The 22,162-nt window shown below is 74.8% G+C and carries 17 protein-coding genes, 1 tRNA gene and 1 pseudogene; 14 read left to right on the plus strand and 5 right to left on the minus strand.

The features are described 5' to 3' along the window. The 5 genes and pseudogenes from ACFP3U_RS25240 to ACFP3U_RS25260 all read left to right on the plus strand — a co-directional run. Positions 1-301: pseudogene (locus tag ACFP3U_RS25240) on the plus strand (hypothetical protein); the annotation flags it as partial. A 163-nt stretch (positions 302-464) separates the two neighbouring features. Beyond that, entirely contained in the window at positions 465-1,418 is a 954-nt protein-coding gene (locus ACFP3U_RS25245) for a segregation and condensation protein A (RefSeq protein WP_380227941.1), read from the plus strand. 410 nt (positions 1,419-1,828) lie between these two features. Further along, positions 1,829-2,422 carry an SMC-Scp complex subunit ScpB gene (gene scpB / locus ACFP3U_RS25250; protein ID WP_380228008.1) on the plus strand — a complete coding sequence of 198 codons (594 nt, stop codon included), beginning with the start codon at positions 1,829-1,831 and terminating at the stop codon, positions 2,420-2,422. A gap of 63 nt (positions 2,423-2,485) precedes the next feature. After that, positions 2,486-3,772, plus strand: coding sequence for a pseudouridine synthase (locus ACFP3U_RS25255; protein WP_380227943.1), 1,287 nt, complete (start codon positions 2,486-2,488; stop codon positions 3,770-3,772). Positions 3,773-3,987: 215 nt separating this feature from the next. Beyond that, on the plus strand, positions 3,988-4,971 hold the full coding sequence (locus tag ACFP3U_RS25260) for a transcriptional regulator (RefSeq protein ID WP_380227944.1): 984 nt from the start codon (positions 3,988-3,990) through the stop codon (positions 4,969-4,971). Between the two features lie 40 nt (positions 4,972-5,011). Here ACFP3U_RS25260 and ACFP3U_RS25265 read toward each other — a convergent pair whose 3' ends face one another. From ACFP3U_RS25265 to ACFP3U_RS25275, 3 genes are read right to left on the minus strand one after another with little or no spacing between them, the layout of a single operon-like run. Further along, positions 5,012-5,374 (minus strand): DUF952 domain-containing protein, encoded by a 363-nt coding sequence (locus tag ACFP3U_RS25265; protein WP_380227945.1) that lies wholly within the window; start codon positions 5,372-5,374, stop codon positions 5,012-5,014. A 52-nt stretch (positions 5,375-5,426) separates the two neighbouring features. Beyond that, positions 5,427-7,022, minus strand: coding sequence for a DUF4139 domain-containing protein (locus tag ACFP3U_RS25270; protein ID WP_380227946.1), 1,596 nt, complete (start codon positions 7,020-7,022; stop codon positions 5,427-5,429). A gap of 3 nt (positions 7,023-7,025) precedes the next feature. Continuing rightward, positions 7,026-9,317 (minus strand): DUF4139 domain-containing protein, encoded by a 2,292-nt coding sequence (locus ACFP3U_RS25275; protein WP_380227947.1) that lies wholly within the window; start codon positions 9,315-9,317, stop codon positions 7,026-7,028. A gap of 380 nt (positions 9,318-9,697) precedes the next feature. Here ACFP3U_RS25275 and ACFP3U_RS25280 point away from each other — a divergent pair, with 380 nt between their 5' ends. The 3 genes from ACFP3U_RS25280 to der all read left to right on the plus strand — a co-directional run bounded on the left by ACFP3U_RS25280 (position 9,698) and on the right by der (position 13,321). After that, the gene (locus ACFP3U_RS25280; protein WP_380227948.1) at positions 9,698-10,783 is read left to right on the plus strand and encodes a prephenate dehydrogenase; all 1,086 of its coding nucleotides are present in this window, start codon (positions 9,698-9,700) and stop codon (positions 10,781-10,783) included. Between the two features lie 167 nt (positions 10,784-10,950). Continuing rightward, the gene (gene cmk, locus ACFP3U_RS25285; protein ID WP_380227949.1) at positions 10,951-11,670 is read left to right on the plus strand and encodes a (d)CMP kinase; all 720 of its coding nucleotides are present in this window, start codon (positions 10,951-10,953) and stop codon (positions 11,668-11,670) included. A gap of 202 nt (positions 11,671-11,872) precedes the next feature. Continuing rightward, positions 11,873-13,321, plus strand: coding sequence for a ribosome biogenesis GTPase Der (gene der / locus ACFP3U_RS25290; protein WP_380227950.1), 1,449 nt, complete (start codon positions 11,873-11,875; stop codon positions 13,319-13,321). 142 nt (positions 13,322-13,463) lie between these two features. Here der and ACFP3U_RS25295 read toward each other — a convergent pair whose 3' ends face one another. Together ACFP3U_RS25295 and ACFP3U_RS25300 are read right to left on the minus strand one after the other, a co-directional pair. Next, on the minus strand, positions 13,464-14,189 hold the full coding sequence (locus ACFP3U_RS25295; RefSeq protein ID WP_380227951.1) for a hypothetical protein: 726 nt from the start codon (positions 14,187-14,189) through the stop codon (positions 13,464-13,466). A gap of 306 nt (positions 14,190-14,495) precedes the next feature. Continuing rightward, the gene (locus ACFP3U_RS25300) at positions 14,496-15,365 is read right to left on the minus strand and encodes a hypothetical protein (protein ID WP_380227952.1); all 870 of its coding nucleotides are present in this window, start codon (positions 15,363-15,365) and stop codon (positions 14,496-14,498) included. 668 nt (positions 15,366-16,033) lie between these two features. Between ACFP3U_RS25300 and ACFP3U_RS25305 the strand changes: the two genes are divergently transcribed. From ACFP3U_RS25305 to ACFP3U_RS25330, 6 genes are all read left to right on the plus strand, one after another. Further along, entirely contained in the window at positions 16,034-16,834 is an 801-nt protein-coding gene (locus ACFP3U_RS25305) for a transglycosylase family protein (protein ID WP_380227953.1), read from the plus strand. A 216-nt stretch (positions 16,835-17,050) separates the two neighbouring features. After that, the gene (locus ACFP3U_RS25310; RefSeq protein WP_380227954.1) at positions 17,051-17,737 is read left to right on the plus strand and encodes an alpha-ketoglutarate-dependent dioxygenase AlkB family protein; all 687 of its coding nucleotides are present in this window, start codon (positions 17,051-17,053) and stop codon (positions 17,735-17,737) included. 202 nt (positions 17,738-17,939) lie between these two features. Beyond that, complete coding sequence (locus ACFP3U_RS25315) at positions 17,940-18,803, plus strand: acyl-CoA thioesterase (protein ID WP_380227955.1); 864 nt, start codon at positions 17,940-17,942, stop codon at positions 18,801-18,803. Between the two features lie 219 nt (positions 18,804-19,022). Further along, positions 19,023-19,817, plus strand: coding sequence for a DUF1684 domain-containing protein (locus ACFP3U_RS25320; protein WP_380227956.1), 795 nt, complete (start codon positions 19,023-19,025; stop codon positions 19,815-19,817). Positions 19,818-19,890: 73 nt separating this feature from the next. Further along, positions 19,891-21,255 carry an MFS transporter gene (locus ACFP3U_RS25325; protein ID WP_380227957.1) on the plus strand — a complete coding sequence of 455 codons (1,365 nt, stop codon included), beginning with the start codon at positions 19,891-19,893 and terminating at the stop codon, positions 21,253-21,255. Between the two features lie 146 nt (positions 21,256-21,401). Further along, a tRNA-Pro gene (locus tag ACFP3U_RS25330) sits at positions 21,402-21,475 on the plus strand. Positions 21,476-22,162 lie beyond the last annotated feature (687 nt).

Below are 22,162 nucleotides of genomic sequence, written 5' to 3' on the forward strand. Positions count from 1 at the left end.
GGCGGCCCCGCCGTCCGCCGGCGCGGTCGAGGACCAGGCGGGTGCCGCGGGGCGGCCCCGTCCGCGTGGCCGTGCCCCCCGCCGCCCCAGCGGGCGCGAGCGGCACGACGAGAAGATCACCGTGTACGTGTCCGCCGAGGAACTGATGGACCTTGAGCACACCCGGCTGGTGCTCCGCGGGGAGCACGGCCTGGCGGTGGACCGCGGCCGGATCGTCCGGGAGGCCATCGCGGTCGTGCTCGCGGATCTGGAGCAGCGCGGCGAGGCCAGCATCCTGGTACGGCGGCTGCGCGGGCGCTGAGCGCGCACCTCGGGGCCGCGGGGGTCCGGGGTACGGCGGCGGGTCGGGCGATCGGGTGCGGCGCGTCCTGGTGCGGAGTCCCGGCCCGGGGAGCGGGCGGGGCCCGGCGTGTCGACGGCCCCGGTGCGGGGCGGGCGGCGGCTCCGGGCGAAGATGGACCGTCATGCCGAGCACGTCCGAGAGCCCCGTCAGCCCCGTCGTCGCCCAGGCCGCCGCCGTCGCAGCGGCGGAGCCCGGCGCGTCGGCCGCCGTAGGCGGCGGTGCTCCCGGTACTCCTGGCGCCGATGGGCCGCAGGGCGGCTTCCGGGTCCGGCTGGACAACTTCGAGGGCCCGTTCGACCTGCTGCTGAGCCTGATCGCCAAACACCGGATGGACGTCACCGAGGTGGCGCTGGCGACGGTCACCGACGAGTTCCTGGCCCACATCCGGGCCATGGGGCCGGACTGGGACCTGGACGCCACGACCGAGTTCCTGGTGGTCGCCGCCACCCTCCTCGACCTCAAGGCGGCCCGGCTGCTGCCCGCCGCCGAGGTCGAGGACGAGGAGGACCTCGCCCTGCTGGAGGCGCGCGACCTGCTCTTCGCCCGGCTGCTGCAGTACCGGGCGTACAAGCGGGCGGCGGCGCTGTTCGGCGAACGCTGGGCCGCCGAGCAGCTGCGGCGGCCCCGCTCCGTCGGCCTGGAGCCGCGGCACGCCGCGCTGCTGCCCGAGGTCGTGATCGGCATCGGCTCCGAGCGCTTCGCGCAGCTCGCCGCCCGCGCGATGGCGCCGAAGCCCGCGCCGGCCGTCTACGTCGACCACATCCACACCCCGCCGGTGAGCGTGCGCGAGCAGGCGGGCCTGGTGGTCGGCCTGCTGACCGAGCTGGGCGAGGCCACCTTCCAGAAACTGGTCGCGGACGCGGCGGACACCATGGTGGTGGTCGCGCGCTTCCTGGCGCTGCTGGAGCTGTACCGGGAGCGGGTGCTCGCCTTCGAGCAGTCGGACGCGCTCGGCGAGCTGGTGGTGCGCTGGGTGGCGGAGGCGGACCGGGGCGCGGTCGACGTCACGGACGAGTTCGACCGGCCGGCGGGCGAGGCGGCCGGGCCGGCGAAGGGTGAGGAGGACGGGCGATGACGGCCGGGAACGGGAACGGGAACGGGGACGCGGGCGGCGGGCGGCCCGCCAGGCGGGCGCTCGGGCTGCCGGGGCGGCCGCGGGCCGAGGAGTGGCAGGAGCCGGCGCCGAGCGTGCTGGCGGAGGCCCAGGACGGGCCGGTGGCACCTCCCGGGGCCGTCCCGGCGGTCATGGCGGCGGTCACGGCCGCGGGCGCCGCCGCGGAGGCGCTGGAGGCGTTCTCGGAGCCCGTGCCGGCGCCCGTCCCGGCCTCGGTGCCGACGCCCGTGCCGGTCGTGCCCGTCGTGCCCGTCGTGCCCGTCGTGCACCAGAAGTCGGCCCCGCCGACCTCTCCCGCCGACCCCGGACCGGACGAGCCCCCCGCGGTGGACGGCGGGCCCGGGCTGCGGGCGGAGCTGGAGGCGATCCTGATGATCGTCGACGAGCCGGCCGCCGAGGCCCACCTGGCCGCCGTGCTGGAGCGGCCGCGCGCGGAGGTCGCGGCGGCGCTGCGCGAGCTGTCCGCCGAGTACACCGCCCAGGGCCGGGGTTTCGACCTGCGGCAGGTGGCCGGGGGCTGGCGTTTCTACAGCCGCGCGGCCTGCGCGCCGGCCGTCGACCGCTTCGTCCTGGACGGCCAGCAGGCCCGGCTGACCCAGGCGGCACTGGAGACCCTGGCGGTGGTCGCCTACCGGCAACCGGTGTCCAGATCGCGGGTCTCCGCCGTCCGTGGTGTGAACTGTGACGGCGTGATGCGTACCCTGGTACAGCGAGGACTGGCGGAAGAGGCCGGATCCGAGCCCGAAACAGGTGCGATCCTGTATCGGACGACGAACTACTTCCTGGAACGGATGGGGCTCCGCGGCCTGGACGAGCTGCCGGAGCTTGCTCCCTTCCTGCCCGAGGTCGACGACGTGGAAGCGGAGTCCCTGGAGGGCACGATGATCGCGGAGGCGGTCGCCGCCGCTGCCGCGCAGGCCGCGGACGGCAGTGGCGAGGCCGGTCGGGCTGCGCCTGATCGGTAGGGGGCGGTGAGGTCGGCCGAAACGACCGCACAGCCCAGACGGTAACGACGTACGGACACTTTGATGCGTAGCAGTGGTGGCAACGGCAGGAACAGCAGCGGCGGCGGCAGCGGCGGCGGTCGCGGCGGACAGGGCGGGGGCCGGGGCGGCGGCTCCTACGGGGGCGGCGCGGGCCGTGGCGGCTCCGGCGGCTCCGGTGGCTCCGGCGCGCGCGGGGGTTCGTACGGCGGTGGCTCCGGCGCGGGCCGGGGCGGTTCCGCCCGCGGCGGCTCCGGCTCGTACGACCGGCGGGACGACCGCCGCGACGACCGGCGGGACGACCGCCGCGACGACCGGCGGGACGACCGGCGGGACGACCGGCGCTACCCGGACCGCCCGCTGCGGCCCGAGGAGCGCCGGTACGACCGCCCCGAGTACGGCGGCGGCCCGAACGCCACCCCGGCCCGCGGCGGCTTCACCGGGCGTCGGCCCGGCCCGGCCCCGCGCCCGCGCCGGGAGGGCCAGGGCGCCCCGGGTGACCCGCGGCGCCAGCCGCAGCGCTCGCGCGAGCTCCAGGCCCGGATCGAGGACGCGGTGCTGGCCCGGCACGACAAGCCGGCCGTGAAGCTGCCGAAGACCTTCGGCGAGCCCGAGGGCGAGCGCCTGCAGAAGGTGCTGGCCCGGGCCGGCATCGGCAGCCGTCGCGCCTGCGAGGAGCTGATCGACCAGGGCCGCGTCGAGGTCAACGGCAAGCGGGTCACCGAGCAGGGCAAGCGGGTCGACCCGCAGAACGACGAGATCAAGGTGGACGGCCTGACCGTCGCCACCCAGTCGTACCTGTTCTTCGCCCTCAACAAGCCGGCCGGCGTGGTCTCCACCATGGAGGACCCGGACGGCCGCCAGTGCCTCGGCGACTACGTGACCAACCGGGAGACCCGGCTGTTCCACGTCGGCCGCCTGGACACCGAGACCGAGGGCATCATCCTGCTCACCAACCACGGCGAGCTGGCCCACCGCCTCACCCACCCCCGGTACGGCGTGACCAAGACCTACCTGGCCGCCATCCAGGGCCCGATCCCGCGCGACCTGGGCAAGCAGCTCGCCAAGGGCATCGAGCTGGAGGACGGCTACGCCCGCGCCGACAGCTTCAAGGTCGTCTCGAACGTCGGCAAGAACTACCTGGTCGAGGTGACCCTGCACGAGGGCCGCAAGCACATCGTCCGCCGGATGCTGTCCGAGGCGGGCTTCCCGGTCGAGAAGCTGGTGCGCACCCACTTCGGGCCGATCGCGCTCGGCGACCAGAAGTCCGGCTGGCTCCGCCGGCTCACCAACCCCGAGGTCGGTCAGCTGATGCGCGAGGTCGGGCTGTAACGGCTCCCCGCACCGCCCCGGAAGGGCCTCCCCGCCACTCGGCGGGGAGGCCCTCCGTCGTTCGGCGGGTCCTGCTGTGAAGCGGACCGCATCGCGGGGTGATCGCCTTGTCAGCCCAGTGATCCGTGGCCGAGTATTGCCACCTGACCACGACCCGCCGAGTGGCGGGACTGCGCCATCCGGCGCGGGACGAGAGGCGAACGGGGAGCGACGCCGTGTCCGATGCACCACTCAGCGCGCTGGGACTGGCCACGCCGGACGGGCGGGTCTACGCGGCGCTGGTGGCCAACCCGCAGTCGACCGCCGAAGACCTCGCCGGGCTCTGCGACCTGACCCTCCAGCAGAGCGTGCGGGCCCTGGACCGGCTCGCCCAGCAGGGCATGGCCACCCGCGCCCCGGTGGACCGGCAGCGCTTCCTGCCGGTCGCCCCGGACGTCGCGATCGGCACCCTGATCGGCCACCGCGAGTCCGAACTGCGGCACGCCCGGGCCGAGATGCACCGGCTGATGGACGCCTTCCGGGAGGCCTCGCGGTACACCGACCCGGCGCACTCGGTCGAGGTGCTGACCGGCGGCGAGGCGATAGCCCAGCGCCTGGAGCACATCACCGAGACCAGCCAGTACCAGATCCGCGGCTTCGACTGCCCGCCGTACATCCAGGACCCGGTGGCCAACATGCCGCTGCAGCGGCAGCGGCTGGGGGAGGGCGTGCGGTTCCGGACCATCTACGACCGGGAGGCGGTGGCCTGGCCGGGCCGGCTGGAGCGGAACATCCTGGTCGGCGTCGCGGACGGCGAGGAGGCCCGGGTCCGGCCGGTGCTCCCGATGAAGATGATCATGTCGGACGACCGGATGGCGATCATCCCGATCAGCGTCGGCGACAGCGTCCTCGACACGGCCTACGTGATCCACCCCTCGGCGCTGCTCCAGGCGCTGGACACGCTCTTCGAGGCGGAGTGGGAGCGCGCCGTCCAGCTGCAGTCCGCGCTCGGCGCCGGCGACGGGACGCTGGAGCCGGAGACCGACCACCGTAAGCTGCTCGGGCTGCTGGCGGCCGGCCTGACCGACGAGTCGATCGCCCGCTCGCTGGGCTGGAGCGCCCGGACCACCCAGCGCCGGCTCCAGTCGCTGATGCGGGAGCTGGGCGCCACCACCCGCTTCCAGGCCGGGATGGCGGCCCGGGAGCGGGGCTGGCTGTAGCGGGGCTGGTGGTAACGGGGCTGGTGGTAACAAGCGGGTGTCAGCTCCAGGGGGAGAGGGCCGCCCAGCGGCCGTCCGGGCCGCGTTCGACCTTCTCCAGCCCGATCACCGCCGTGCGGTTGAGCCGCCCGTAGATGTGCGGGTACAGCACATCGGGGGTGGCCCCGGGCGGCGGTGCGCCGTGCGGGGCCTCCCACTTGACCATCGGTTCCACCAGCGACTCCTCGATCAGCAGCACCATCAGCGGTTCGCGGGCGTCGGCGAAGAAGGCGTTGGCCACGGCGAGCGCCGTCTGCTCGTCCGCCGCGCAGTGGATGAACCCGTCGGTGAGCAGCGAGGCGGTCGCGTACGGCCGACCGGGATCGGCCAGCCAGTCGTCCAGGGGAGCGAGGTGCAGGATCATGCTCCTGTTGTACCCGCTCCGGCCGGGCCCGGGCGGGTACCCCGGCCGCCGCTCACAGGCCCGCCACCTTCGCCGAGGCGGAGATCTCGTACACCAGGGTGAGCGTGCGGCGGGCGCCCGGGCCGAGCGGGACGTCCCAGCGCACGCTGCCCTCGGTGTCGAAGGCGTCCGGCACGGGCGAGCAGTCCTCCTTGCGCAGCCGCACCTCCACCGCCGCCACCTCGGAGACCGGCACCCGTTCGCGCACCGCGACCAGCTGCTCGTCCCGCTCCTCCGGGCCGGAGAACCGGGACAGGTGCAGCCGCACCGTGCGGGTCGTCACCGAACGCTGGCTCAGGCCCGCGGTGGACTGCCGCTCCTCGGTCTCGCGCACCACGCGGTAGCCGTCCGAACTGCCGAAGGACAGCTCGGCGTCGGCGCCCGCCGCCGTGAACGGCAGCCGCCCGCGCCCGGTGAAGCCGCTGCCGCGGACCAGCTCGACCGGCCCGGCGAGCAGCGGGTGCCCGGCCGTGTTGCGGAACCGGACCGCCTGGGTCACCAGCGGCGACAGCTCCGGCGCGCAGGCGAACTCGCTGTGCGCCGGACCGCCGAAGGAGGCCAGCGGCACCCGGTGCGCCCGGCCGTCGGACGGCACGGTGGCCGGCGCCGGGGCGTTCAGCACCCGCACCTCGCCGCCGTCGTCCACGCCCGGCACCACGCCGTCCGGGCCCAGCTCGGAGATCGCCTCCTCGCGCAGCTCGACCTCGACGGTGCGCTTCTCCTCGGCGGTGCGCTCGCGCAGCGTCAGCACGTCCTCGGCGAGCGCCGGCGGTTCGGTGGCCAGCGCGGACCGGGCGGTGGAGAAGGTGAGCCGGGCCCCGGTCCAGGCCTCGCCGGTGCGCTGCCAGACCACCGCCTCCGACTCCAGCCGCAGCTCGCCGTCGGCCAGGGTGGCCCGGTAGGACGGCCGCCACAGCGCGCACGGCACCAGGTGGTGGACGGTCAGCAGGGCGGGACCGGCCTGGGCGGCCTCGACGGTGAGGTCGAGGTGGGCGACCAGTTCGGCGGGCCGCTCCTCGGCCTCCTCCAGGGCGCCGAGCGCGGCGGCGCGGTCCACCTCAAGCCGGCGCAGCCGGGCGCGGGCGGCGCGCAGCTCCTCGCCGTGCTGCTCGCGGCCGGCGTCGACCCGGTCCAGCTCGCGGTGCCAGCGGGTGCGTTCGACCTCGCCGGCGCCGGCGCCCTCGCCGACCTCGCGCAGCAGGTCGGCGGTGAGCTGGGCGAGCAGGGCCAGCCGGGCCTCCAGCCGGTCGGTCAGCCGCTCCTCCTCGCGGATCCGCCCTTCCAGCGCGTGCAGGCGGTGGCGCAGCCCGGAGTCGTCCGGGCCGGGAGGCAGGGGCGCGCGGGGCGTCCAGGCCCGGGTGATCCGGGCGTCCAGGACGCGCACGCCCGGGGTGTCCGACTCGGCGCGCAGGGTGCGGTCGACGGCGAGCGCGGTGAGCGGGCCCAGCCGCAGCCGCCGGACACCGGCGGCCAGCTCCACGGTGGCGGTGCGCTCGACCTGGGCGCGGTCCTCCAGACAGGTGACGGCGGTGACGGGGAGCGCCGTCACGGGACCGGGTGTGGTGTGCGCGCCGGGGCCGGGGGCGCTCGGGAGGGGGGTGACGGTCATCGTTCAGTTCCTCCGGTTTCCGCCGACGATGGTCTTTCCGGCCGGGATTCTGATCTGGTAGCCGCCGTCCAGCTCGGCCCGGCCGCCCGGCGGCAGCTCGACCCGCCGGAGCCGGGTGCTGGGCGGGCACTCGGGGGAGGGTTCCTCCGGGGCCTGCCAGCCGGGCCGTTCCTCGATCCGGATGTCGGCGTCGGAGCTGACCGGCACCCGTTCGCGGACCTCGACGGTGACCGGGCGGCCGAGCCGGTTGGCCAGCTCGACGTGGACCCGGTGGTCGAGCACCGTGCTGTTGTTCAGCATGCCCGCGGTGGACTCGCGCAGCTCGGTACGGCGCGTCACCTCGACCGACTCGGCGACACCGATGCCCAGTCGGCGCACACCGCCGGGGGCGAGGGTGGGCAGCGCGGCGGTGAGCAGGAACTCGTCGTCGACGGTCACCTCGACCGGGCCGGCGAGCACGGCGCGGGAGGTGCCGTTGGTGATCACCAGGGTCGCGTAGACCCGCTCCTCGACCGCGGGCACGGTGACGTACTCGGGCCGGACGCTCACCGCGATGTCGTCGATCGTGACGGTGTGCCAGGTGGCGTCGGACGGGATGTCGGCGGGCGCGGCGGCGTCGAAGCGGTGGTCGAAGGAGCCGGCGGAGAGGCGCGGGTGCACCGCGTGCTGCGGCAGCGGGAGCCGCTGCAGCCGGGCGCCGTACGGGCCGGCGGCCGTGCGGCTGACGCTGCCCGGGCGGTACGGGCGGTGCAGGGTGCCGCGGCGCTCGGCGTCGGTGTCCGGGCCGTGCAGCTCCAGCGCGGGGTAGTCGAGCAGCAGCTCGTCCGGGACCGGCGGGCCGGGCGGGGGCGCGAACGGGGCGGGGGCGCCGAGGAGGTAGTCGGCGGTGTCCGTGCCGTCGGCGGCGAGGGCCGGGCCGCCGAACGCCTCGCCGAACGCCTCGCCGGCCGCGTCCTCGGGGGCGCTCTTGCGGCGGGCCCGGGCCGCGCGGGGCGCGGGCGGGGGCGGAGGCCCGCCGTAGCCGGCGAAGCCGGGCGGCTCGTCCGCCGAGCGCAGACCGGCGGTGCCGCCGCGCGCGCCTCCGGCGGTCGGCCGGAAACCGCCCGGGGCCTGGGGGGCCGGGGCGGGGAACGACGCCGGAGCCGGGGGCGGTGGCGGGGCGGCGACGGACGGGCTGATCGGGGCGGAGACGGCGTGGACCGCCGCGGCGGGCCGCAGGGGGCGGTCGGGGACGGGGCGCGGGCCGGTCGCGTCGTACGCCGTGAACAGGTCGGCCAGGCCGGGCGGGGGCTCGCGCCAGCCGGAGGGCGGCGGGGCCGGCTGGCTGCGGCCGATCCGCAGCGAGCGCAGCTTGGGCAGGCCGGTGTGGCGGTTCAGGTCGGCGGTGGAGAGGGCGAGGCGGACGCCGGTCCAGTCCTCGCCGGTCTGCTGGGCGACGGAGGCGCGCAGGACCAGGTGGCCGGTGTCGGCGCCCTGGCGGTAGGCGAGCCGGTAGGAGGGCACCCAGCGGGCGGCCTGGACGGTGTACTCGAGTTCAAGTTCGAGTTCGAGGTCGAGCTCGGGTGCGGGCGGCGCGGCGGGATCGGGGTTCTCGGTGTCCGGGGCGGGGGTGGTGAGGGTGAGGAGGGCGGTGATCGCGGTCGTGATCGCCTCGGGCCGGTCGGCGGTGGTCGAGCGGGCGACCTGGTCGGCGAGCAACTCGGTCTCGTGCTCGGCGAGTTCGATGTCCCGGGTGAGCAGCTCGGCGCGCCGGTGGAGGCGGCCGAGGCGCTCGTCGACGAAGTCGGCCAGCTCCAGCCAGGCGTCGGCGGGCGTCCGGCGCAGCGGCTCGTCCTGCTGGCGCGGCGGCGGGACGGCGCGCAGCGCGGCGGTCTCGGAGACGGCGGCGAGCACCACCCGGTACCGCTCCCGGAGGGCGCTCTCGTGCTCGCGGGCCGCGTCCAGTCGGCGGCGCAGCTCCGGCAGGTCGGAGGGGTCGCGGAGTTCGGCGACCGCCTCCAGCCGGGCCTCGGTGACGGCGGTGCCGGTCGGGCCGGAGAGCACCCGGGCGCGCAGGGAGCGTTCGTCGATCCGGCGGGGCAGGCCGGTCAGCCGGAGCCGCCCGTCCGGAGGCAGGGCCACCCGGGCCCGGCGGCGGCAGACCGCGCCGGCGGCGTGGACGACGACGGAGTCCAGCACGGACGGGACGGAGGGGGTGGGCGGGGCGGGGGTGGTTCCGTCGGCCTTCTCCCCGGCCGACTCGGTGGTACTGGTGTCCTGCGGTTGATGCTGGTCGCTGCTGTGCTGATCGTTCACCCGGCCAACCCCTTCGTCGCGTACCGTCGGCGCCGAGCGCGCCGAGCCGCCCCTGGGCGGCCCCATCCTGCCGTGTACCGCTGCCCGCGTCCCCGGTTTTCCGCCGTGCGCGGCGCGCGCCCGGTGGCGTCCGGCCGATTCGGTGGGGCCGGTGCCGTCGGGTGCCGCCCCGGGGCCGGTGACGCGGGTCCGCGTGAGGGGGGACGGCCCGGGGCCCCGCGCGGTTGCGGGCGCTGCCACGCGGGTGGGCGGCGATGGGGGAGGATGGGGCGGACCGGTCCAGCGGTTCCGTCCCGCAGTTCCGTCCTGCGGTTCCGCTCTGCGGTTCCGTTCCGCAGTTCCGTCCCGCAGTTCCGTTCCGTGAGGAGAGCCACCCCGCCATGCGCACAGCCGTCGTCGTCGGCACCGGACTCATCGGCACCTCCGCCGCGCTCGCCCTCACCGGACGGGGTCTGACCGTCCATCTGGAGGACGCCGACCCGGACGCCGCCCGCACCGCCGCCTCGCTGGGCGCCGGCACCACGGATCCGGCCGACGGTCCGGTCGACCTCGCGATCATCGCCGTCCCGCCCGCGCTGGTCGGCAAGGTGCTCGCCGACTGCCAGCGCCGCGGCCTGGCCCGCTGCTACACCGACGTCGCCAGCGTGAAGGCCGGCCCGCGCGCCGAGATCACCGCGCTCGGCTGCGACACCGTCCACTACATCGGCAGCCACCCGATGGCCGGGCGGGAGCGGTCCGGACCGCTGGCCGCCCGCGCCGACCTGTTCGAGGGCCGGCCGTGGGTGCTCACCCCCACCTCCGACACCGACACCGAGACGCTGAACGCCGTCCTCGAACTGGTCGCGCTCTGCGGGGCCATGCCGATCGTCATGGACGCCGCGGCGCACGACCGCGCGGTCGCCCTGGTCTCGCACGCCCCCCAGCTGCTCTCCTCGCTGGTCGCCGCCCGGCTGGAGCACGCCGACGAGACCGCCATAAGGCTCTCCGGCCAGGGCGTCCGGGACGTCACCCGGATCGCCGCCTCCAACCCCGCGATGTGGGTCGACATCCTCTCCGCCAACGCCGGCGCGGTGGCCGACGTGCTCGCCGAGCTCGCCACCGACCTCGACGAGACCGTCTCCGCGCTGCGCGCCCTGCAGGCCGCCGAGGAGGGCGAGCGGCGGGGGGGCGCCGCGGGCATCGAGGCGGTCATGCGGCGCGGCAACACCGGCCAGGCCCGGATCCCGGGCAAGCACGGCGCGCCGCCCACCCGCTACGAGACCGTCGCCGTGGTGCTGGGCGACCAGCCCGGCGAGCTGGGCCGGCTCTTCGGCGAGGTCGGCGCGGCCGGCGTCAACATCGAGGACGTCGTGATCGAGCACTCGACCGGCCAGCAGGTGGGCTTCGTCCAGCTGGCGGTGGCGCCGGGCGCGGTCCGCTCGCTGGTGGCGGCGCTGCGGTCGCGCGGGTGGAGCGTGCGGGACTGAGGGTGGGGCGTCCGGGGGCGGGAGGCGGTGAGCGGAGTCGGCGTCGGCGGGTGCCCACCGGGCGGGGCCGGGTCGGGCGCCGGTCCATTAACCTTGAGGGAGACAATCCCCGGCCGGCCCCGTAGATCCGGGTCGCCATGTTCAGAAACCAGAGAGAGGTTCGTGCCGTGGACACTGCCGACCGAGCGCACGCCCCGGTCGTCGTCGCCATCGACGGACCCTCCGGCTCCGGCAAGTCGACCGTCTCCCGGGCGGTCGCCGTCCGGCTCGGCCTGAGCTTCCTGGACACCGGTGCCATGTACCGGGCGATGACCTGGTGGATGCTGGCCAACGACATCGACGTGACGGACGCGGAGGCGGTGGCCGTCGCGTGCGGCAAGCCGGTGATCGTGTCCGGTACGGACGCGGACGGTCCGACCATCACGGTCGACGGCCGCGACGTCGCCGGCCCGATCCGCGGCCCGGAGGTGACCGCGCAGGTCAGCGCCGTCTCCGCGGTGCCGGCGGTGCGCACCCGTCTGGTCGAGCTGCAGCGCGGCTGCGCCGAGGTCGCCGAGCGCGGCATCGTCGCCGAGGGCCGGGACATGGGGAGCGTGGTCTTCCCGGACGCCACCCTCAAGGTCTTCCTGACCGCGTCGGAGGCGGCCCGGGCGGAGCGCCGGGCGGCCGAGCTGCGGGCCAAGGGCCTGGACGAGGCGATCATCACCGCGATGGCCGCCGACCTGGCCCGCCGGGACGCGGCGGACTCCTCACGGGAGACCGCTCCGCTCGCCCAGGCCGCGGACGCCGTTCTGGTGGACACCAGTGAGCTCACTCTGGAGCAGGTGATCGACCGGATCGCCGCTCTGGTCGCGGAGCGGGCCGGGTCCGCGCTGTCGACGGTCTGAGAACGGTAGGACACCGGTCGGTAGGACACCGGCCGGTACGACTTTTTTGATCCGGTTTTCTGATCCGGTCCGACGGGCCGGATCATCCGGTGAACGACGGGGTGCCACGGTGGCACCCTGAACCATTCGCGCTGCCCCGGAGGGGCAGGTACGCACGGCGCGCCCCTGGGAAGGGTCGTGCCGGGAAACGGACAGTACGAAAATGACCGCAGAGCACGACACCGCCGGCCACGGCGAGCTGGACGCCGACGAGTACGCCGAGTTCATGGCACTCGCCGCCGAGGAGGGCTTCGACCTCGACGAGTTCGACGGCGAGGGCAGCCACGTCCCGCTGCCGGTCCTGGCCGTCGTCGGCCGCCCGAACGTCGGCAAGTCGACCCTGGTCAACCGCATCATCGGCCGTCGCGAGGCCGTCGTCGAGGACAAGCCCGGCGTCACCCGCGACCGCGTCACCTACGAGGCCACCTGGAACGGCCGCCGCTTCAAGGTCGTCGACACCGGCGGCTGGGAGATCGACGTCCTCGGCATCGACGCCATGGTCGCCGCCCAGGCCGAGCTGGGCATCGAGCAGGCCGACGCGGTGCTGTTCGTGGTCGACGCCACCGTCGGCGCCACCGACACCGACGAGGCGCTGATCAAGCTCATCCGCCGGGCCGGCAAGCCGACCGTGCTCTGCGCCAACAAGGTCGACGGCCAGTCCACCGAGGCCGAGGCCGCCTACCTCTGGTCGCTCGGCCTGGGCGAGCCCTACCCCGTCTCCGCCCTGCACGGCCGCGGCTCCGGCGACCTGCTCGACGCCGTGATGGCCGCCCTGCCCGAGGCCCCGCCGCAGACCTTCGGCAACGTCGCCCCGGGCGGCCCGCGCCGCGTCGCGCTGATCGGCCGCCCCAACGTCGGCAAGTCCAGCCTGCTCAACAAGGTCGCCGGCGAGGACCGGGTGGTCGTCAACGAGCTGGCCGGCACCACCCGCGACCCGGTCGACGAGCTGATCGAGCTCGGCGGCAAGACCTGGAAGTTCGTCGACACCGCCGGTATCCGCCGCCGGGTCCACCTGACCGCCGGCGCCGACTTCTACGCCTCGCTGCGCACCTCCTCCGCGCTGGAGAAGGCCGAGGTCGCCGTCGTCCTGATCGACTGCAGCGAGACCCTCGCCGAGCAGGACACCCGGATCATCTCGATGGCCGTCGAGGCCGGGCGCGCCGTCGTCATCGCGTACAACAAGTGGGACCAGCTCGACGAGGAGCGCCGCTACTACCTGGAGCGCGAGATCGAGCGCGACCTCGTCCAGGTGCAGTGGGCGCCCCGGGTCAACGTCTCGGCGAAGACCGGTCGGCACATGGAGAAGCTCGTCCCGGCGATCGAGACCGCGCTGGCCGGCTGGGAGACCCGCATCTCGACGGCCCGCCTGAACGCCTTCCTCGGCGAGCTGGTGGCGGCCCACCCGCACCCGATCCGCGGTGGCAAGCAGCCGCGCATCCTGTTCGGCACCCAGGCGGGCACCCGTCCGCCGCGGTTCGTGCTGTTCGCCTCGGGCTTCCTGGAGGCGGGCTACCGCCGCTTCATCGAGCGCCGCCTGCGGGAGGAGTTCGGCTTCGTCGGGACGCCGATCTCGATCTCGGTGCGGGTGCGGGAGAAGCGCAAGCGCAAGTAGTAGGTGGTAAGGAGGAAGGGTCCCGTCGGCCGGTCTCAGGACCGGGCGGCGGGACCCTTCGCCGTACCCGCCCCGGGCGTGGGGGCCACGGGGTCGTGGGCCCCGGGCGGGGGTGTGGGGGCCGCGCTGTGGGGGCGCGGGGTCAGTGGTGTTCGCCGCTGCGGCCCGGGGGGAGCGAGAGCAGGCTGCGGTGGCGGCCTCCGCTGGTCCCGCCCGGGCCGCCCGGGCCGTGGCTGTAGGCGGTGCCCATGACCGGGGCGGACGCCGGCACCGGAACCGTCACCGGGGCCGGTGCGGGCACGTGGGCCGCCATCGGGTGGGGGACGGAGCCGAGGTAGCCGGCCGCCACCCAGCCCTGGCCGGTGCCGTACTGGGCCTGGGAGTGGGGCTGGGCCTGCGCCTGGGCCTGGCCATGGGCCTGGCTGTGGTGCGTCTGGCCGTGCGGCTGGGAGGCGTGGGGCGGGGTCTGGGCGTGGAAGCCGGTGGCGTACGGGCTCGTCGAGTGCCCGGTGTGCCCGGTGTTCGCGCCGTGACCGGTGTGCCCGGTGTGGTGGAGGTGTCCCGTATGGCCGGGGTGCTCGGCGGGACCGGTGTGGTCGGGGCCGCCCGGCTGGTTCGGCATGAACTGCGGGATGCCGATCGCCTGGCCCCCGTACGTCTGGAACGCCTGCTGCTGCGGCGGGTACGAGCGGTGGTCGGCGGCGCGCCCCGGAAAGCCGTCCCGGACGGCGAAGCCGGCGAACTTCAGGTCCTCCTCGCCGGAGCGGTCGCCGGGCAGCGCGCGGAAGAGGCGCCGGTACTCGGAGTACAGCTCGTCGTAGATCGGCGTCGTCGAGTGCGGGTGCTCGGCGTCGTACGACGGGCGCATGCCCGGGATCGCGCGGGAGGCGGTGGTGGACCGACGGGGGGACGCGGGGACGTCGTAGCTGTACACGCAGGGCCCAACGAGCCAGGGCGCCGGGGGATGCGGGGTGTGCGGGCCCGGCCGGAAGGTGGCCTGTGCCGGTCGGTGACCCGCGCGGGTCGGCAGGCCAAGGGCGCGCCACGGCCGGGCGCCGCCCTTCCGGTGGAGGCCGCTCCGCGGGGACGGGCGGCCTCCACCGGAAGGGCGGCCGCCGGTCCGCGGCGGCCGCTCACCGGGCCCGGGGCGGCTGCTCACGGGGCCCGGGGCGGCTCAGGTGCCGGCGAGCGGGAGGGAGGCGGCGACCACCTGACCCAGCGACACCGCCCGCTCCAGTGCCTGGCGCAGCAGGTCCTCGCGCGGCTGCCGGCCGACCATCCCCGCCGGGACGGCGTACATGGTCACCTCGCCGAGCTGGTTGGCGGCGAACCGCCAGGCGTCGGTCACCTGGAGCGGCTGGTGGGCCTGCCACCAGCCGGTGCTGCCCCCGGCCGCCGCCGGCTGGAGGATCGCGTGCAGCTTGCCCATCGCGACCAGTACCGACCAGCCGGGCAGCTGGTCCGGCGTCTTGTCGAGCTCGGTGACCGACTGGAAGCCCGCGTCCTGGAGCAGGTCGAGGAACTCGTCCTCGCCGGTGGTGTTGCCCGGTCGGCCGACCGGCCCGGTCGGCTCGACGACCAGCGAGGCGTGGCCGGCGTCGCCGTGCAGGACCAGCCCGCAGGTGATGCCGAGGATCGCGGCCTGGCCGGGCGCGCTCGTCCGTCCGGCCGGGTCGGCCGCCGCGTCCGGCGCCGGGGCGGGGGCCGGGACGGCTGCCGGGGCCGGCGGCTGCGGCCGGGCGGCGGTGTCGGCGGACGGGTCGCCCTGGGCCTGGCTGATGGAGCGGACGGCCCCGGCCAGCTGCTCCTCGGCGACCGGGACCACCTGGGACGGGATGCAGCGCGCGTGTGCGAAGGCGAGGACCGCCGTCTCGTCGCCGACGAACAGCACGGTGCTGGTCGGCTCCTGGAGGGCGTCGCCGGGGGTGCGGCAGGAGGTGCATTCGTAGCTGTCGGGTGCGTGGGCGCCGCCGAGCAGGCGGTCGGCCTCGTCGTCGCCGATCTCGGATCGGACCTCGTCGCTGACGTCGAGCATGCGCGGCACTGGGTCTCCTCGGTGCGGTGTGGTGGATCGGGTGTGCGGGGTGGGACGGGGTCGGGCGGGTGGTGCGGGGGTCGAACGCGGTGGGGCTCGGGGTCGGGTCTGTTCGAGCCGGGAGGCGGCGGCTGCCCGGCCGCCCTTACCAACGGGCCCCTGTGGCAGGGGTCACGGGTGGGGGGTAGGGGTGACGGGAATTGCCTCGGATTCGATCGCGGAGGGTGCTTCAGGCGTCGCAATCTGTCGATGTCGAGGGCGGGACTGCCGGAATTGAACGGTGAGGTGAGTCACGGCCCGATGATGTTTGATCTAGGAAATGACGGCTAAAACGGACATATTGGACAGGTTTGCATGGTCATTACCGCCGGTAACACCCCGCTGAGCTGGGGAGACTCCTAAGTGTTTGGTCCCCGGCGGCCCGCCTCGTAGCTTCATTGGCGGTGCAACGAGCACCACCCGGGTTCACCCCCGACGTACAGCCCGCCGGCTCACGCCGGCGCCGGCAGTGCCCGCCGACGCGACCGCTCGAACAGGTCGCCGGTGTGTGGCGGGTGGCCGGGGCGGCGCGGAACGTCCGACACGTTTCCGGCCGCCCGACGGACGCGGCGAGCGATTCCAGTCCCCTTCCAGGGCTTGGTTCCGCATGCCCGCCCGGGGCTGTCGAGAGGAACCCCATGACTTTCCGTAACGAGACCGCCGCTGCCACCCCCACCGCCGTCACCAAGCGCAACCGCGTTCGGATGGCTGTCGTGGCGGGCGCCGCTGTCGCGGCCCTGCCGGTGGCCGGCCTCGTCACGGCCACCTCGGCCTCCGCCGCCTCGGTCTCCACCTGGGACGCTGTCGCCCAGTGCGAGAGCGGCGGCAACTGGGCCATCAACACCGGCAACGGTTTCTACGGCGGTCTGCAGTTCACCTCCAGCACCTGGGCCGCCTTCGGTGGCACCGCCTACGCCGCGCAGGCCAACCTGGCCACCAAGGCGCAGCAGATCGCCGTCGCCGAGAAGGTCCTCGCCTCGCAGGGCCCGGGCGCCTGGCCCGTCTGCTCCGTCAAGGCCGGTCTGACCAAGGGCGGCACCCCGGCCGCGGTCGACACCGCCGCCCCGGCGACCACCGCCCCGGCCGCGAAGCCGGCCGCCCCGGCCGCCGCCGCGACCCCGAAGGCCGCCGAGGCCCCGAAGCCGGCCGCGCCGAAGGCTGCTGAGGCCCCCAAGGCTGTTGAGGCTCCCAAGGCCGCGCCGAAGGCCGACGCCGCGCCCAAGGCTGTCGAGGCCCCCAAGGCCGCGAAGTCCGGCAAGTCCTGGACCTCGAACGACGCCGAGCAGGTCAACGGCACCTACACCGTCAAGGCCGGCGACACCCTGAGCAAGATCGCCGCCGCCAAGGGCATCGACTGGCACGCCCTGTACGACAACAACACCAAGGTCATCGGTGCCAACCCGGACCTGATCTTCCCGGGCCAGACCCTGACCGTCTGATCCGGCGCGAGTCCCTCGCGTTCGGTCGCTCCGGTTCACTCCGGTCGGTCCCGGCCCTGCCGGTCCGCCTGCCGGTCCGCCTGCCGGTCCGTCGACCGGACACGGACACCCCACGGCCGCCTCCCCGTACGACGGGGAGGCGGCCGTCGGCGTACCCGGCGCCGTCGGCCTTCGGAGTGCCCGGCCGTTGTCGGAGGGGTGCGCGAGGATGGAGGCGTGAGCCAGGGCGAGTTGTTCGGCGGACTCTTCGACGCCTCCCCCGAGCGTGGGCGGTCCGAGCCGGCGCCGGGCGCGGTGCTGCTCCCCGGCTGGCTCGACGCGGCCGCGCAGCTCCGGCTGGTCGCCGCCTGCCGCGACTGGGCGCGCCCGCCCGCCGGGATGCACACCGTCCGGATGCCCACCGGCGGGACGATGTCCGTCCGGATGGTCAGCCTCGGCCGGCACTGGTATCCGTACGGCTACTCCAGCACCACCGAGGACGGCACGCCCGTCAAACCGTTCCCGCCGGAGCTCGGCGAGCTCGCCCGGCGGGCGGTGGCCGAGGCGTACGGGTCCGCCGTCGAGGGCATCACCGGCGCCGTCGGCTACGAGCCGGACATCGCGATCGTCAACCACTACCCGCACGGTGCCCGGATGGGCCTGCACCAGGACCGTGACGAGCGGGTCGACGCCCCGGTGGTCTCGCTGTCGCTCGGCGACTCGTGCGTCTTCCGCCTCGGCAACACCGAGACCAGGACCAGGCCGTGGACGGACCTGGAGCTGCGCAGCGGAGACCTACTGGTGTTCGGCGGGCCCGCCCGGTTCGCGTACCACGGCGTGGTGCGGACGCTGCCCGGCACGGCGGACCCGGCGCTGGGGCTGACCGGCCGGCTGAACATCACCGTCCGGCAGTCGGGCCTGTGACCGAGGGGGACGCCGACGGGGCCCGGGTGGGGGGGCTACTGTTCGACCTCGTTCGAGTGAATCGACGGCTGTGGCCCTCCGCACGGGGAATGCCCCGGCTCGCTGAGGAATTCGATTGAGCTGGAGAATTCGAGAGAACGGGTTGCCGACAGCCGGGCGGAAGACCTCCGGTCCGGGTGGCGGCCCGGAGAGGACGTGTCCCATGGCTACCCCGGTCGACGATCTCGTCGCACTGCTGGACCTCGAGCAGATCGAGCTGAACATCTTCCGCGGGCGCAGCCCCGAGGAGGCGCTCCAGCGCACGTTCGGCGGGCAGGTGGCCGGGCAGGCGCTGGTCGCGGCGGGGCGCACCGTGGACGGCGACCGGCCGGTCCACTCGCTGCACGCGTACTTCCTGCGCCCCGGGGTGCCGGGCGTGCCGATCGTCTACCAGGTGGACCGCCTCCGGGACGGCCGCTCGTTCACCACCCGCCGGGTGCTGGCGATCCAGGGCGGGCGGTCGATCTTCGCGCTGACCGCCGACTTCCACACCCCGGAGCCCGACAGCATCGAGCACCAGTTCCCGATGCCCGCCGTGGCGGACCCGGAGAAGCTGCCGAGCGCCCTGGACGAGGTCGGCTCCCGGCTCGGCGAGCTGCCGCCGTTCATCAGCCGGCGCCAGCCCTTCGACATCCGCTACGTCGACCGGCTGCGCTGGCGCACCGAGGAGCTCGCCGGCGTCGAGGCGCGCAGCGGCGTCTGGCTGCGGACCAACGGGGAACTCCCCGACGACCCGCTGATCCACGTCTGCGCGCTCACCTACGCGAGCGACATGACCCTGCTGGACGCCGTCCGCGCCCCCGTCGAGCCGCTCTGGGGCACCCGCCACTTCGACATGGCCTCGCTCGACCACGCGATGTGGTTCCACCGGCCGTTCCGGACCGACGACTGGCTGCTGTACCAGCAGGAGTCCCCGATCGCCCACGGGGCCCGCGGCCTCGCCCGCGGCCAGATCTTCGACCGCAGCGGGCAACTGGTGGTCACGGTGGTGCAGGAGGGCCTGTTCCGGCGGATCAAGGACCAGTGAGCGATCAGTGAGCGACCAGTGAGCGCGGGCCGGGCTCGGCGTCCGGCGTCCGGTGTGACCGGAGTATTGACCACTGCGACGCCGTGTGACGGTGTGTGATGGCTGTGCGACGGGAACCGGTGCGGGGAATGCCTCGCCCGGGTACCCGGTGTTCGAAGAGGTGACGGAGAACGGACGGCCCGCCCCGCGGGCCCTGGACGGGAGTGGGAGGGCGAGCCGATGACGGCGACGGCCGCGGAGGAATGGAAGCACTGGAGCGACGGGCGGGCGGCGACCGTCAGCACCCCGCACGGTCAGCTGGCGCTCACCGGCACGCACTGGCTGGAGCCGGAGCCGGCGCAGATCGCCGGCCTGCCCGGCGCCTGGTGGGCGGACGCCGAGGGCGTCCGGCTCCGGGCGGCGGCGGCCGACGGCCTCACCGTCGCGGGCGCGGACGCCCCCGTGGACGGCGAGGTGCTGCTGCGCCCCGACACCGACCCCGCGGCGGACACCGCCGCGCTGGGCGAGGTGCTGCTGGTGCCCATCGAGCGCGAGGGCGAGCTGGCGCTGCGGGTCTTCGACCCGGCGTCGCCCCGCCGGGCGTCGTTCGCCGGGATCTCGGCCTACCCCTACTCGCCGGAGTGGGCCGTCCCGGCGGTCTTCACGCCGTTCGAGGAGGGCACCGGGCAGGCGGTGCTCGTCCCGAACGCCGACGGCAAGGAGCGCCCGCTGGCGGTGACCGGCCGGATCGCGTTCACCGTCGCCGGCGAGCACCGCACCCTGACGGTCAGCCGCACCGGCGACGGCCGCCTGTTCGGGGTGATCGCCGACGCCACCAGCGGCCGGGACACCTACCGCTTCCGGTTCGTCACCCTGCCCACGCCGGACGCGGACGGCCACACGGTGCTGGACCTGAACCGCGCCTACCTGCCGCCGTGCGCGTTCGCGGACCACTTCATCTGCCCGTTCCCGCCGCCCGGCAACCGGCTGGACTTCGCCGTGGAGGCGGGGGAGAAGCAGGTCCTCACCCGGTAGCGGTCCGGGCCCAGCCGTCGCAAACGCCCCCCGGTGTCCGTGACCCGGGGGGCCGGGACGACGATGGGGGACTGTGTCGACCAATCATCCTGCCAATTCCCCGGCCGACGGGGGCTCGCCGTCGGCGCCCTCCGACGCCACCCCCGCTCCCTCTCCGTCTGCCGTCTCCGCCCTCGCCGCCTCGGAGTCGCAGGCCTGGTACCGGCGGTTCGCCCGCGGGGCCTTCGCTGACCTGAGCCCGCTGCGCGACCACGCCGACTACCGGCGGGTCTGGTTCGGTCAGTCCGTCTCCTCGATCGGCCAGCAGATGACGGCCGTCGCCGTCGCCGTCGAGGTCTACGACCTCACCGGCTCCACCTTCGCCGCCGGCCTGGTCGGCCTCTTCTCCCTCGTACCGCTGGTCGCCCTCGGCCTCTACGGCGGCGCGATCGCCGACACCGTGGACCGCCGCCGCCTCGGCCTCGTCGGTTCGGCCGGCCTCGCCGTCGTCTCCGCCGTCCTGGCCGCCCAGGCGATCGCCGGGCTCGGCCTCGTCGCGATCCTCTACGCCGCCGTCGCCCTCCAGGCCGGCTTCTTCGCCCTCGCCTCGCCCGCCCGCTCGGCGATGATCCCGCGCCTCGTCCCCTCCCACCAACTGCCCGCCGCCAACGCCCTGAACACCGTCAGCATGAACCTCGGCCTCACCGTCGGCCCCATGCTCGGCGGCGTCCTCATCGGCGCCTACGGCGTCCAGGCCGCCTACCTCGTCGACACCGTCGCCTTCGCCGCCACCCTCTACGCCATGTGGCGCCTGCCCGCCATGCTCCCGCTCGGCGAACGCAAGGGTCGCGCCTCCGTCCTCGACGGCCTCCGCTTCCTGCGCGAGCAGCCCAACCTCCGCACCAGCTTCCTCGCCGACCTGGCCGCCATGATCTTCGGCATGCCGCGCGCCCTCTTCCCGGCCATCGCGGTCACCTTCTACGGCGGCGACGCCCGCACCGTCGGCCTGCTCACCGCCGCCCCCGCCGTCGGCGCCCTGGCTGGCGCCCTCTTCTCCGGCTGGGTCGCCCGCGTCCACCGCCAGGGCGCCGCCGTCCTGGCCGCCGTCACCGCCTGGGGCCTCGCCATCGCCGCCTTCGGCCTGGTCCGCGACCTCTGGCTCGGCCTCCTCCTGCTCGCCGCCGCCGGCTGCGCCGACACCATCAGCATGATCTTCCGCAACACGATGATGCAGGTCGCCGCCCCCGACGAGATGCGCGGCCGCCTCCAGGGTGTCTTCATCGTGGTCGTCGCCGGCGGCCCCCGCCTCGGCGACTTCGAATCCGGCGCCGTCGCCTCCCTCACCAGCCCGGCCGTCTCCGTCGTCACCGGCGGCCTCGCCTGCGTCGCCGCCATCCTCCTCCTCGCCGCCCGCCGCCCCGCCTTCCTCCGCTACGACGCCCGCCACCCCACCCCCTGACCCCCACCCCCTCCCACCCCCGACAACCCTGCAGCGAGCACCCCCCGACGTGCTGTATTGTTTTCCTCGTCGCCGGGACAACCGGCCGACAAGGTCGAGAAACCCGAAGCAGAGCCCCCCCAGGCTCCGCCCGGGCCACGAGACCACGGGACGTGGCGCAGCTTGGTAGCGCACTTGACTGGGGGTCAAGGGGTCGCAGGTTCAAATCCTGTCGTCCCGACGTGAGTCGGAAAGGCCGTTGGCCGGGTTAATGCCCAGGTCAGCGGCCTTTTGCATGACATGGCGTCAGGTTCAACAAACAGTTGGTCGCATGCGGTTGGGGACCAGTTGGGGACCAAGTGGCCTCGAAGTGGTCGCATCCGGGGGCCAAGGGGTCTCCCAGCGGGCATTTCCCGCCTCGAAATTGACTACCCATGGTGACCGAGACCAAATCGTAATCATCGATTCTTCGACACCCCCTGGCGCAATCCGGCCATGTTTTCGGGCAGTTGAGCGACCGTCTCCGAATCTGTCAAGACGTCAGTCGACTTCGTGACCTCCGCCGGAGGCGTCGCCCGCCGCCTCCCGGGTGCTTCCTCAGGCCGGTTCGGGGACCTGCCTGCGACCCGTGATCATCTACGCACAGTGACCATCGCCGCGACGGCGCGAGTGGTCACGCGGCACACCCCCGGCCGAACGGGGCGGACCAGTGCGTCACCGCCCCCTGGTACGCCATCAAGGGCACACCCCCGGCTGAGCGGGGTAGACAGCCCGCTGCCGATCCACATCAGAGGGCGCTCGGGTACACCCCCGGTTGCGCGGGGCCGGACTTCGCGAACTACCTGGGCGACATGGTGGACCAGGGCACACCCCCGGCGGCGCGGGGCGAACTGCGCGCGCTCCATGGTGCCACCGAATTAGGCAGGTA

It is taken from the genome of Kitasatospora misakiensis (assembly GCF_042656005.1).
Lineage (GTDB): Bacteria > Actinomycetota > Actinomycetes > Streptomycetales > Streptomycetaceae > Kitasatospora > Kitasatospora misakiensis.